General features: G+C 64.2%; 10 protein-coding genes. 4 read left to right on the top strand and 6 right to left on the bottom strand.

From position 1 onward, the window contains the following. Positions 1-130 precede the first annotated feature (130 nt). The 6 genes from AC5O5I_RS12785 to AC5O5I_RS12760 all read right to left on the bottom strand — a co-directional run bounded on the left by AC5O5I_RS12785 (position 131) and on the right by AC5O5I_RS12760 (position 6,543). Positions 131-1,411: an OprD family porin gene (locus AC5O5I_RS12785; protein WP_494512675.1), complete on the bottom strand. Its 1,281-nt coding sequence runs from the start codon at positions 1,409-1,411 to the stop codon at positions 131-133. A 44-nt stretch (positions 1,412-1,455) separates the two neighbouring features. Further along, positions 1,456-2,772 carry an MFS transporter gene (locus AC5O5I_RS12780; RefSeq protein ID WP_494512674.1) on the bottom strand — a complete coding sequence of 439 codons (1,317 nt, stop codon included), beginning with the start codon at positions 2,770-2,772 and terminating at the stop codon, positions 1,456-1,458. 67 nt (positions 2,773-2,839) lie between these two features. Next, a complete protein-coding gene (locus tag AC5O5I_RS12775; protein ID WP_172288454.1) occupies positions 2,840-3,364 on the bottom strand; it encodes a gamma carbonic anhydrase family protein in 525 nt (174 codons plus the stop codon). A gap of 12 nt (positions 3,365-3,376) precedes the next feature. Then, positions 3,377-4,567: a CaiB/BaiF CoA transferase family protein gene (locus tag AC5O5I_RS12770; protein WP_494512673.1), complete on the bottom strand. Its 1,191-nt coding sequence runs from the start codon at positions 4,565-4,567 to the stop codon at positions 3,377-3,379. A 24-nt stretch (positions 4,568-4,591) separates the two neighbouring features. Continuing rightward, positions 4,592-5,533, bottom strand: coding sequence for a hydroxymethylglutaryl-CoA lyase (locus AC5O5I_RS12765; RefSeq protein WP_172288450.1), 942 nt, complete (start codon positions 5,531-5,533; stop codon positions 4,592-4,594). A gap of 98 nt (positions 5,534-5,631) precedes the next feature. After that, positions 5,632-6,543 carry a LysR family transcriptional regulator gene (locus AC5O5I_RS12760; RefSeq protein WP_494512672.1) on the bottom strand — a complete coding sequence of 304 codons (912 nt, stop codon included), beginning with the start codon at positions 6,541-6,543 and terminating at the stop codon, positions 5,632-5,634. 268 nt (positions 6,544-6,811) lie between these two features. On the opposite strand from AC5O5I_RS12760, the gene AC5O5I_RS12755 reads away from it, so the two are divergent. From AC5O5I_RS12755 to AC5O5I_RS12740, 4 genes are read left to right on the top strand one after another with little or no spacing between them, the layout of a single operon-like run. Beyond that, entirely contained in the window at positions 6,812-8,140 is a 1,329-nt protein-coding gene (locus AC5O5I_RS12755) for a hypothetical protein (protein ID WP_172286817.1), read from the top strand. Positions 8,141-8,172: 32 nt separating this feature from the next. After that, positions 8,173-10,404, top strand: a complete 2,232-nt coding sequence (locus AC5O5I_RS12750) for an Ig-like domain-containing protein (protein ID WP_172286816.1) — start codon at positions 8,173-8,175, stop codon at positions 10,402-10,404. Between the two features lie 16 nt (positions 10,405-10,420). Then, positions 10,421-10,894, top strand: coding sequence for a curlin (locus AC5O5I_RS12745; protein WP_172286815.1), 474 nt, complete (start codon positions 10,421-10,423; stop codon positions 10,892-10,894). A 16-nt stretch (positions 10,895-10,910) separates the two neighbouring features. Continuing rightward, complete coding sequence (locus tag AC5O5I_RS12740; RefSeq protein WP_494512671.1) at positions 10,911-12,356, top strand: curlin; 1,446 nt, start codon at positions 10,911-10,913, stop codon at positions 12,354-12,356. Positions 12,357-12,492 lie beyond the last annotated feature (136 nt).

Raw genomic sequence — 12,492 nt, 5'->3', positions numbered from 1 at the left:
ATCCCGCTGCCTACAGTGCCCCCGCTCTCGTATCCAGCGAGCAAAATGGAGTGGCAACTATGCAGCATGGCGTTCTCGGCAATTCCACCGTTTCACGGCTTGCGCAGGCTGCCACCGGACTGCACCTGTCTCAGAACCCTAACGTATACCCCACAATCACCCGGTTCTCGTCCGCCGCATCGGCAAAGTTCGAGCGCATGCTCGCGTTGCGCCAGCGCAGCGATACATTCCTGAGTAGACCTGACTGCACCACATAGGTGATATCCGTGGTCCGCTCCCACTCCCGGCCTTCGCCACCGCGGGCCGCCAGCGCCCTGCCCTTGGCGCTGGCAATGCGCTGTGGGTCGACCTGGTCACCCGTCACATAGCGCACGTTGAAAGTGAGCCCCGGGATGCCTAGCGCCGCGAAGTTGTAGTCGTAACGCACCATCCACGCCCGCTCGTTGGCCAGCGCGAACGTGCTGACCTGCTGCTCGCTGAACAGGTAGGTATCGGTCCCCCCGACGTAGGCATACGCCGTATCGCCACGGCCTTTCTGATAACCCCCACTCAACGTGTGCCCGCGGACGCTGTAGCCGAAGTTGGTGCTGAGGGTCCGGTTGTCGACCTCACCCAGCAGCGCCCGGCCCTGATCGCGCGCATCGAACCATCGCCATTCGGTGAAAACCTCGCCAGGCCCCAGGCCGGTCTTGAACCGCAATCCGGCGAAATCACGGTGGAACAGATCTTCAAGTTCACTGGTATGCACGCTCAGGGTCAGATTCGCCAGGGGTTGATAATCGACCCCGGCGTAGTACAGCCGATCACTGGTAACGGTTGCCGAATAGGCGCCCTGCTGTGCCATTGCAGTCAGGTCCTCATAGTCAGTGGAGTCGCGAAGCTTGGTGCCATCCACCTGCAGAAAGGTGAATGTGAACCGGTCCAGGTCCTTGCTCACCAGTTGCGCACCGTTGAACCACTGGGGAAACAGTCGGCTGTTATTGGACGCCAGTAACGGCAACTGCGGGCTCAGGCCGCCGACCTTCAGCTCGGTATGCGCCAACCGGGCTTTGAAAGTGGCGACGGCTTTGGCGTATTCGTCTGCAGCGCGCCTGTCACTGCCCCTGGGCAGCAATCCGGTGCCGCTACGGTCGGGCGACGAATCCAGCTTTACCCCGAGCATGCCCGCTGCATCCAGGCCGAAGCCGAGCACGCCTTCGGTGTAACCCGACTGCAAGCGCAGCATCAAGCCCTGGGCCCATTCACCACGCCGGGATTGCGCGGCGCTGTCGCCGTGAAAGTCGCGGTCGAAATAGAAGTTGCGCAGTTCCAGGCTGCCGCTGCCGTCCCCCATGAACGCAGCGTGGACGGTTTGGCAGGTGCAGCAAAGCGCCGCGAGCATCAGCGATGCCCGCCGGGAAATAACGATCATGGGATGTGCCTTTTTCTTGTTGTTGTTCGAAGACTCAGCGCCACTCAGCTTCTGGGGTTGCGCACGTAGCGCATCACCACCAGGCAGGCGATCAGGATCAGCGGCGCGATCGACAGCATGCCCATGTAGGTGCTGCCGGTAAGGTCATTGATCTTGCCCACCATCACCGGCGCGACAATGCCGCTCAGTTGCCCGACCGAGTTGATTGCCGCAGTGCCGGTGGCAATCGCCAGCCCCGAGAAGCTCGACTGCGGAATGGTCCAGAAGATCGGGATGGCGATGAACGTGCCAGCAGTAGCCAGCACCAGTGCGGCCATCATCGCCACGGACGAACCGGAAAACAGGCATGCCAGCAGATAACCCGCTGCCGCTGCCAGCAGGCAGTACACCAGGTAGCGCTTGCGCTCGCCGGTGCGGTCGGAGCGGCGGGTGAGCAGCACCATGCCGACGCAGGCTACTGCGTAGGGCAGTGCCGACAGCACGCCAACCCAGAGCATGTCCTGCACACCCGAAGACTTGATCAGGTGCGGCATCCAGAAATTCAGCCCATAGGAGGCGGTTTTGACCACGTAGTAGATGAACGCCATGATCGCCACCTCACGGGTCAGCAACACCCGCCACAGCGAGCCGAGAATCGGCTTTGCAGTGCGTTTGTCCTCGGCCAGATTCTGTACCAGCAGGTCCTTTTCTTCGCGGCTCAGCCACTTCGCCGATTCGATATCACGGTCCAGCTTCCACAGCACCAGTACGCCCAGCACCACGCACGGCAGGCCGGACATCAGGAACAACCAGTGCCAGCCGGCCAGGCCCAGCACGCCGTCCATGGTGCCCAGCAGGAAGCCCGCTGCAGGCCCACCGACAGCCCCGGCCAACGGCACCGCCAGGAACCACAGGCCATTCATTTTTGCCAGGTGTTTGCGGGGAAACCAGCACGCCAGGTAGAACAGGATCGCCGGGCCGAATCCGGCCTCCATCACGCCGATCAGAAACCGCAGGAAGTACAGCGTGTACTGGGTATAGGCGAACACCAGCGCAGCCGTGGCCAAGCCCCACGACACCATGATCCGGCAGATCCACGCCGGTGCTCCGTAGCGCTTCAGGCCAAAGCTGCTGGGCACTTCGAACAGCACGTAGCCGACGAAGAACATGCTCGCGGCCAGGCCGTAGGCGGCATCGCTCAAGCCCAGTTCCTGCTGCATCTGAGCCTTGGCGAAACTGATGTTGATGCGGTCGAAGTACGAGAACAGGAAGCAGATGATGGCCAGCGGCATGATGCGCCAGGCCACGCGGCGGTACAGCAGCAATTCGTCGATGTGGCTGTCGTTGCGCTCACGCGCGAGTTCGCCGGTCATGGCAACCATGGTGGATCTCCATTGTTGTAATTATTGGAGAGCAGCAGCACCTCCGGGGGCGCCGCCTGCAGGGTTTTCAGCGGATTCGGACCAGCTTCTCCTTGAACGCCTGGCCTTTGCCGACATACTCGGCGGCATTGCGCTGCATGCTGGCGATGGCTTCTGGCGTCAGCTCGCGCACCACTTTGGCCGGCGCCCCGAGGATCAGTGAATTGTCAGGGAACACCTTGCCCTCGGTGACGATAGCGCCGGCACCGACCAGGCAGTTGTTACCGATGACCGCGCCATTGAGCACCACCGCCTGAATGCCGATCAGCGCGCCGTCACCGATAGTGCAGCCATGCAGCATGGCCTGGTGCCCGATAGTCACGCCGCGCCCGACGGTGAGCGCAAAGCCAGGGTCGGCATGCAGCACCGCACCTTCCTGTACGTTGCTGTGCTGGCCGATATGGATGGGTTCATTGTCCCCGCGCAGCACGGCCTGCGGCCATACACTGACGCCTTGTTCGAGCGTAACGTCGCCGATCACCGTGGCATCTTCGGCAACGAAGGTTTCCGGGTGAAGGTTGGGCGTGCGGGTGTCGTATTGATAGATCGCCATTTCAACTCGTCCTCAGGCTGCGTCGTCGGTTTTCAGTACGCCCGCCGCGCAAAGCTCGGCAATGTGCGCATCGCTGTAGCCCAGCTCACGCATCACCTTGCGTGTATGCTCGCCAATCCGTGCAATCGCCCGGCGTGGCTGCAGGCGCTGGCCGTCCAGCGACAGTGGCAGCAACGGCATCGGTGTGTGGCTGCCGTCTTCGAGCTGAAGCTCGGCCATGCCGCCACTCTGCTGCAGGTGCGGGTCATCGAACAGTTCTTCAGGCCGGCGAATCGGCGCGAAGGGAATGCCGTTGGCTTCCAGTTGCAGCGCCAGTTGCCCTGCGTCGAGTAGCGTGAACACTTCGGCCAGGTGCGCCAGCAGACGTGGCCGCTGCAACACGCGGTCGTTGTTGCTGGCCAGCGTCGGGTCATCGAGCAAAGCTGCCTGCCCCAGTACCTGGCACAACGCCCGCCACTGCCCTTCACCGGTAGCCGCCACGAACATCTGCTCGCCGCCGGCGAAGGTGAACACGTCATAGATGGCCCAGGCACTGATGCGGTTGGGCATCGGCGCTGCCGCCTCGCCGGTGACCACGTACTGCTGCATGTGCTGGGCTGCCAGCAGTACGCAGTTCTCGTACAGGGCGCTTTGCACTTCGCGGCCACTGCCGGTGGTGTGGCGCTCATTGAGCGCCGCCAGCACGCCAATGGCCCCGAACATGCCGCCCATGATGTCGTTGACCGAGCTGCCCGCACGCAACGGGCGGCCCACTGGCCCGGTCATGTAAGCCAGGCCCGCCATCATCTGCACCACCTCGTCCAGCGCCAGGCGGTTGTCGTAGGGCCCGCTGAGGAAGCCCTTGTGCGATGCATAGACCAGCCGGGGGTTGCGCTGACGCAGCGCGGGGTAGCCGAACCCCAGCTTGTGCATCCGGCCGGGCTTGAAGTTTTCGATGAACACGTCGGCGGTGTCGATCAGCTGCAGGACCGCCTCGCGGCCCTCAGGGGTTTCGACATCGACGGCGATGCACTGCTTGTTGCGGTTGAAGGTACGAAAAAAACCCGCCCCCGCACCCAGCAAGCGGCGCGTGCCGTCACCGCGCACCGGTTCGATCTTGATCACTTCGGCACCCAGGTCACCGAGAATCATGCCGCAGGTCGGGCCCATGACCATGTGTGAAATTTCGACGACACGGATGCCGTCCAAGGGAAGTCTGGACATCGTGGTGCTCCTCGTTCAGGCAGGTCAGGCGTGCTGTTCGGTGTGCGGCGAAGGGTGGGCAAAGCCAAGCGGCAAACCGGCGCGGGCAATACACCCGTAGAGAGGCTCGCCCGGCAGCGCTTCAGTCAGTACCTGGCGCGAAGCGATCAGCGCAGGCAGGTCGATGCCAGTGTCGTAGCCCATGCTTTGCAGCATGAACACCAGGTCCTCGGTAACGGTGTTGCCGGATGCGCCCGGGGCGAACGGGCAGCCACCCAGCCCGGCCAGCGAGGCATCCAGCTCGCCGATACCCTGCTGCACCGCCACCAGGCTGTTGGCGAGGGCCAGGCCGCGGGTATCGTGGAAGTGCGCCGCCTTCAGCCGCTCGCCGGCAATTGCCCGCACCGCCTGCAGTACGGTTGCCACCTGGCCGGGGTTGGCGTAGCCGGTGGTGTCGCCCAGGGAGACCAGGTCACAACCCGCCTCGATGACCTGGCGGGTCAGCGCGCAGAGGTCGGCCAAGGGCACTTCACCCTGGCGGGTGCAACCAAAGGCTACCGACATGCCAGCCACTAGCTGCACATCGTGCAGGCCCATTTCGGAACGCAGTTGGCACATGCGGCCCAGTTCTTCGACCATTTCCATGGGTGTGCGGCGCACATTGGCCAGGCTGTGGGCCATGCTCACCGACACCGGGGCAACGATGCGCTGCGCACCCGATTCCAATGCGTCCCTGGCGCCACGCAGGTTCGGCGCCAGCACAGTGACTTGCAGATCGGGGTATGTGAGGGCGTGGGCCACCACTTCGCGCGCGTCGGCCATTTGCGGCAGCAGGCGTGCCGGCACGAACGAGGCGACTTCCATATGGCGCACGCCGGCAGCGTAGGCGGCGTCGATCCAGCGGCGTTTGGCAGCGGTCGGCATAATCGTTTGCAAGCTCTGCAAGCCATCACGCAGGCCGACTTCGTTGATTGTTATTGTTGTCATCACGGTCTCTCTGTCTGAAGCGTTGCGCCAGACTAAAAGCTGGGTGCCAAGCAGAAAAGACGTGTTTCACGGGCTGATCCATCGCCAGCCACGATGGATCAGCCAGGCGCCTGCCAGGCCGGTGCGCGCAGCAGCAAGTGGTCAAGCAGGCGCCGCGCCGACAGGGACAATGCGTGCCGGTCGCGCATGCAGATGACGAACTCGCCCAGCGCCCAGTCGTCGGTCAGCGGAATCACCTTCAGGTCGAACAACGTCGCATACCGGCCCACAGCCTCTTGCGGGAATACGGCCAGGCCCAGGCCGAATTGCACCAGGCGGTATGCCGCGTCGAACGACGATACGTAGGAGCGGAAACGCAGCTCCCCACCGGCCTGTTCGGCCCTTTTGCGCATGAAGGTGTTCAGGGTGGCGAAGGTCGACAGGCCCAAGTGCTCGTACGCCAGTGTTTCTTCGAAGGCAAGCTGCTGGCGAGTAGCCAAGGGGTGGTCCGCACCGACCACCACGGCCAGGTGATCTTGCCGGTAGGGCACGAACTCCAGGTCGCCGGTTGCCATGGATTTGCGACATATGCCCAGGTCTGCGTTGCCTTCGGCCACGCCTCGTACCACGTCGGGGCTGAAACGTTCTTCGATGTCGGCCTGGATCAGCGGGTTTTCCAGCATGAACGCCGACAGTTCCTCGGGCAGGAACTCCATGATCGACGACACATTGGCCAGCACCCGCACATGACCACGCGCACCTTCGGCGTATTCGCTCAGCTCGCTGTCCAGGCGTTCCATGGCGCGGGTCATTTCCCGCGCATGGCGCAACAGAGCCAGGCCTGCCGGGGTCGGCTCGACACCGCGCTTGCTGCGAGTGAGCAAGGCGGTGCCGAAGCGCGCCTCGATGTCCGAGATGCGTTTGCTGACCGCAGACGGCGCCATGAACGCACGCTCGCCGGCGCGGGCGATGGTGCCCGCTTCGCAGACGATGATGAACAGGTTCAGGGACAGGGGGTCGAGGGGTTGCATTGCTGGGCTCGGGTCGGGGATGGAAGCGCAGACTGTATCAGGGCCTGACCCACAGATCTCCCGGTGATGGGCCCGGCCCCCCTGCCCCCAATCCCCAACCTTGGGGCAACCGGACCCACTGCCAAAACTTCGAAGATGGCCCTGTAAAAAAACCGGACGCCTTGCCCCACAAGGCCTGCAACGCATTTTTCAAGTGTTGGCACAGCTATTGCCGATCTCCTCCCAGACGCCCCAAGTCCATGGGCCCGTTTGCAGGAGGAATTGACTCATGCACCGACCGATACCCCACCCGCTGGCAGTGGCGATTTTCGCCGGCATGCTCCAGCTCCCGGCGCAGGCTGCCTTGAACGCAGTCGATCCAGGCGCCTACGTGCCCGCCAACGGCGGCTTCCCCGCCTGGTACCAGGACAGCCACGGTCGAACCCTCGACCTGTGCCTGACCAAGGCGGTCAGCTCACGCGTGGCCGGCGCCCCCGGCGCGCCGTCGTACATGTGCACGCTGCTGCCCACCCCCGGCGTGTTCGACGATACCCAACCCATCGCCTTCCCCAGCAACTTTCCTGACGAAGCGTTCTGGTTTACCGCCGACGCCGCCATCGTCGACGCCGCCCGCGGTATCGACCTGAGCTACGGTACGGCGATCGAAGCGGCGTTCGCCGCCGAAGAGCCGGTGGAGGGCGACCAGGTCAGCTTTGCCCGGGTGCGCATCCGGGTCGACGTGCCAACCGCCGGCACCTATGTGGTCACCCACCCCTACGGCGTCGAAGTCTTCGATGTACCGGCCGCCGGGCGCCGGGCAATCAACATGACCCGCGACATCGGCATTGCCGGCGCCGGCGACTTCTCCGGCGCGTTGAAGGGTGATGTCGGGCCGTTCCTGCGCAGCGTCAACGGCCCCTACACCGAGGGCAGCGAGCGCTTCATCGGCGACCCGAACCTGGATGAACAGGTCACTGGCAGCCCCTTCAATACCAACTATGTGCGCATCGAGGGCCCGGGCGGCATCGACCTGCGCACCGAGCTGTTCTCGATTTCCGGCAAACTCTCGACAGTCGCCCTGCCGACCCCGCTGATGCCACAACGCAGCACCTACTCGCGGCATACCGAGAACGGCGACCTGCGTGCCCAGCAGGACATCTTCGTGATGGCCCCACCGCCACCGGCCAGCGTTACGCTGACCAGCCAGACGCCCAACCTGAACCTGACCGAAGCCAATGGCACCGGGGCCTGGTACGCCCAGTCGGCGCTCAACCCGGCTGCCGGCACCATCGTCACGCTGACTGCCGACAACAGCGTGGCAATCCCCACCAGCAGCCTGACCACCAGCAACCTGCCGCTGACCGACCTGGTCACCATCACCCAGGCGCAGTACCGCTTGTCTACCGGCGAACTGACCCTGGTGGCCAGCACCAGCGACGAGACCTCCCCGCCTGTGCTCACCGCGCATACCGGCAACGGTACGTTGATCGGCGCCCTGAGCGGCAACGGCGCCGTCAAGACACTAAGCATGTCGCTGTCGCCGATCCCGCCGGCCAAGGTGCAGGTCACCAGCGCCAATGGCGGTAGCGATACCGAAGACGTGGTGCTGGTGCCATGAACAGACAAAGGCTCAGCCTTCAAGGAGGCAGCATGAACACTTGGTCGCGCCGTGCGCTGTTGGCCGCCGGTTTCTCCCTCACCGTTACCAGCGCCGCGTTTGCCGCGCTGTCTGATGTCGACCCGGGGCCATACACCTTCGCCACCGGTGGTTACCCGATGTGGTACAAGGACGGCCTCGACCAGTCCCTGGAGCTGTGCCAGTCCCGGGCGACCAGTACCCGGGTGCCCGGTACCCCGGCCGCACCTTCGTACATGTGCACCCTGTTACCGGAACCGGGTATCTACGACGACGCCTTGCCGCTGGTGTTCCCCGACAACTGGCCGCCGGAGATGTTCTGGTTCCTGGCCGAAGCCACCATCCCTGCAGTCGGTAACAGCGGTTACGAGCTCGATGCCTACGTCGCCGGCCTGGAAGCGGCGTTCGCTGCCGAAAACCCGGTTGACGGCGACCAGCAGAGCTTTGCGCGCATTCGTATCCGCGTCTCGGTACCGCGTGCAGGTGTCTACACCATCACCCACCCCTACGGTGTCGAAACCGTCAATGTCACCACACCCGGTCGACGCGCGATCAACATCACCCGTGACATCGGCATCGGCGCACCAGGCAACTTCCGCGGCGCACTCAACGGCGCGCTCGGGCCATGGCTGCGCGGGGCTGGCGGGCCTTACACCGAGGTCAACCCGGACACCGGCGCGACCGAAACCTTCATCGGCGACCCCAACCGCCCGGAGGCCGTGGTCGGCAGCCCGTTCGACACCAACTTCATCCGTATCGACGGCCCACCCGGGCGCATCGAGACCGCCGTATTCACCGTCTCGGGCAAAGTATTGGACCAGCGTGCGCAAACCCCGGTCACCCTGGAGCGCGCCACCTACTCGCGTAACGGCAGCGGCACCCGGGTAGAGGTGTTCGCCAAGGCCCCCAAAGAGGCCAGCCTGTGCATGCGCAATGGCCTGGCACTGATCGGCACACCGCCGTCGCCGTGCCAGTTCACCCTGACTGCGGACAACAACGGCTTGTTCTTCAGCCAGCAGTTCAGCCAGGCCGTGCAGCCTGCAGTGGTGGTGGTCACCGCCAGCAACGCGGCCGGCGGCACCCAGCCTACCGCGTTGTCGAGCAAGCTGACCGACGTGGTCCAGGTCAGCACCGCACGTTATGACTGGGCCAATAAACGCCTGCTGATCGAAGCCGCATCCAGCGACGAGGTGGCGATCCCCGACCTGCTTGCCCAAGGCTATGGCCGCATGTCGAAATCGGGCACGCTGCAAAGCCTGACCGTCAACGATGTGTTGCAGCCGCCAGCCACCGTCACCGTCAAGTCTGCCCATGGCGGCAGCGATGTCGAGCCGGTGATCGTGGTCGGCAACGCCCCGGTCGAGGCGGCCAACCAGCCACCGCTGGCCCAGGCCGATGTCGGCAGCACCAGTGTCGGTATCCCGATCACCCTCAACCTGCTGCTGAACGACAGCGACCCGGACGGCAACGTGCCGCTGACCATCAGCGACCTCACCCAACCCGGTACCGGCCTGGGCGGCGTGGTGCTGAACGGTACCACCTCGGTCACCTACACCCCGCCAGTCGGCGCCACGCAACCGCTGGTGGCCAGCTTCAGCTACCGGGCAACAGACGCCAAGGGCCTGAAGTCGGAACCGGCCACGGTCACCGTCAACGTCGCGCCTAACCAGGCACCCACTGCCGTCCCGGAAACCGTCGCCACCCTGGGCGTGCCGTTGACCATCAACGTACTGGCCAATGACACCGACCCGGAAGGCAACCTGCCGCTGGCCGTGGCCGCCGTTACCCAGCCGGCTGCCGGCCGGGGTACGGTGAGCACCGACGGCACCACCGTGACCTACACGCCACCGGCTACGGTAACCGCAGCCTTCACCACCACCTTCACCTACCAGGCGCGTGACTCGCTGGGGGCGCTATCCAACGCGGGCACCGTCACCGTCAACGTGTCGCCACGTCCGGCTGCCGAGACCTTCACAGTCACGGCCGCCACGGTCACGGCGCGCTCCAACAACCGCTTCAACTGGGACATCAGCGGTACCTCGTCGGTGACCACCGGCAACGTCGTGACGGTGCGCGTCACCACCACCACAGGCGTGCAGACCTTGGGCACCGCCACCGTACCGGTGACCGGCCGCTGGCGCCTGGCAGTGAGCAACAGCACCACCTTGATCCCGACCGCCGCGCCGACGGCGACCATCACCACCAGCCCGGGTACCACGCGCACCGTCAACGTGGTTGTGCAGTAACGGCCGGAGTAACGCCATGAAACGCCTGTATCCACTGCTGCTCAGCCTGGCCCTGGCGGGCCAGGCCAGTTGGGCCGAAGACCTGATGGACAATGCCGACCTCGCACCCGGCAATGACCTGGGTGACCCAGTGATCATCCGCCTGCTGCCGGTCGGCGCCGGTCAGGCGGCGGTGATCGAGCAGCAAGGGTCGGGCAACCGCGCCGCCCTCGACCAGAACGGCCAGGCCCTGCTGGGCCGCATCGTCCAGACCGGTGGCGCGCAGGAGGCGTACATCCTGCAAGAAGGCAGTGACCTGATGGCCAGCATCAGCCAGCAGGGCAATGGCAACAGCGCGTCGATCCGCCAGAGCGGCAGCAGCAATAGCGCAGCCATCGAACAGATCGGCAACGACAACAGCGCCAGCATCGTGCAGTCCGGCACGGGCCTCAACAGCTCCGTGACCCAGGCAGGCAATGGCCAGCATGTTCAGATCACCCAATACCGATAGACCTGGAGGCACCACCATGTACAAGCTCGCTCCCTTAAGTGCCGCTATCGTCCTGGCCCTCGCAGGTCAGGCCATGGCTGCTGACAGCACCTCGTCCCAGACCCAGGACGGCAAGGAAAACATCGCCGAAGTCAGCCAGACTGCCGCATCCTTCGCCTCGGCCACCCAGAACCAGACCGGCAAGGGCCACAACCACCTGGCGGTGCAGACCGAGAGCACCAGCGACATCAAGCAAAGCGCCACCGGCTCGCTCAACGCCGGCTACGCCGAGCAACTGTTCGAGAACGGCAGCCAGATCACCCAGCAGGCCGGCGGCACCACCAACGATGCCTTCGCCAGCCAGTCGCTGGGCAACAACAACGAGGCCCTGCAAACCCAGCAAGGCACCGGAAACGTCTCGACCGTGTGGCAGGACACTCAGGAAGGCAGCAAGGCCACCACCTCGCAGTCCGGCCAGCGCAACGAAGCCTTCATCGAGCAGACTTTCGGCGGCAGCAACAACCGCAGCACGGTGACCCAGACCGGCCAGGACAACTACGCCGCCGCCGAGCACCTGAACCACATCGATGGCGATGTCCAGATCTACCAGGACGGCCGCGAAAACTGGGCCTATGGCGACCAGCGCGACGGTACTGGCGGCACCATCGGCATTGGTCAATACGGCACCGGCAACTCGGCGGAAGTGTGGCAGGACACGCAGATCGGCAGCCAAGCCGCCGTCACCCAGACCGGGCAGCTCAACGAAGCCTATATCGACCAGAGCTTCGGCGCTGACAACAAGGTCAGCCTGTCACAGCAGGGCCGTGCCAACGCCAGCTGGTCGGATCAGTTCGAAACCAACAATTCGAACACTACCATTACCCAGACCGGTAACAACAACCTGCACTACACCTACCAGAACGGCGAAAACCTCAGCCTTACCATCAACACCAAGGGCAACGGCAACACCATCACCGCCAGCAACTGGAAAGGCGCCAAGATGGGCGGCCAGTTCGGCGCCAACCAGACCGCCACCATCAACCAGAACGGTACCGGCAACGGCGTCAACCTGACCCAGAATGGTGAAAACCACGTGGCCACGCTGAACCAGAAAGGCACCGGCAACCAGATGCAGACCAAGCAGGCCGACAGCAACAACGAGTTGTACTTCGAGCAGAACGGCACCGACAACATCCTGATTGCCGACCAGCGTGGTACCGACAACTATGCCTACGGCAACAGCCAGGGCACTGGCAACAGCATCACCCTGGACCAGTCCGGCTACAGCAACCAGAGCTACACCAACCAGCTGTATGGCAGTGGCAACGAAGCCACCATCAAACAGGCTGACAGCATCAACGTCGCCTACGTGACCCAAGGGGGCCAGGGCAACAAGGCGTTCGTCGACCAGAGCGGTATGGCTCAAACCGCCACCATCAGCCAGCTGGGCAGCGCCAACATGGCTACTGTGACCCAGAAGTAGACGGCTCCCCCTTGAACCGCGGTGCTTCTCTCCCTGGTGCCGCGGTTCCTTTTTTTCCTGCCCTGTTTGTTTTTTTACGCGGCCTGTTCGCGGGTGAGCCCGCTGCCATAGGTCTCCACTGCCTCAGGCCTGTGCA

Source organism: Pseudomonas sp. 9_2_1 (assembly GCF_059295275.1).
The sequence above is the reverse complement of the archived record's forward strand: the minus strand, read 5'-3'. Positions and strand labels throughout refer to the sequence as shown.

Excerpts from the sequence above, each read along its gene's own strand:
- AC5O5I_RS12755 (WP_172286817.1), top strand. The coding sequence starts at position 6,812 with ATGCACCGACCGATACCCCACCCGCTGGCAGTGGCGATTTTCGCCGGC.
- AC5O5I_RS12760 (WP_494512672.1), bottom strand. The coding sequence starts at position 6,543 with ATGCAACCCCTCGACCCCCTGTCCCTGAACCTGTTCATCATCGTCTGC.
- AC5O5I_RS12770 (WP_494512673.1), bottom strand. The coding sequence starts at position 4,567 with ATGTCCAGACTTCCCTTGGACGGCATCCGTGTCGTCGAAATTTCACAC.
- AC5O5I_RS12785 (WP_494512675.1), bottom strand. The coding sequence starts at position 1,411 with ATGATCGTTATTTCCCGGCGGGCATCGCTGATGCTCGCGGCGCTTTGC.
- AC5O5I_RS12740 (WP_494512671.1), top strand. The coding sequence starts at position 10,911 with ATGTACAAGCTCGCTCCCTTAAGTGCCGCTATCGTCCTGGCCCTCGCA.
- AC5O5I_RS12750 (WP_172286816.1), top strand. The coding sequence starts at position 8,173 with ATGAACACTTGGTCGCGCCGTGCGCTGTTGGCCGCCGGTTTCTCCCTC.
- AC5O5I_RS12780 (WP_494512674.1), bottom strand. The coding sequence starts at position 2,772 with ATGGTTGCCATGACCGGCGAACTCGCGCGTGAGCGCAACGACAGCCAC.
- AC5O5I_RS12765 (WP_172288450.1), bottom strand. The coding sequence starts at position 5,533 with ATGACAACAATAACAATCAACGAAGTCGGCCTGCGTGATGGCTTGCAG.
- AC5O5I_RS12775 (WP_172288454.1), bottom strand. The coding sequence starts at position 3,364 with ATGGCGATCTATCAATACGACACCCGCACGCCCAACCTTCACCCGGAA.
- AC5O5I_RS12745 (WP_172286815.1), top strand. The coding sequence starts at position 10,421 with ATGAAACGCCTGTATCCACTGCTGCTCAGCCTGGCCCTGGCGGGCCAG.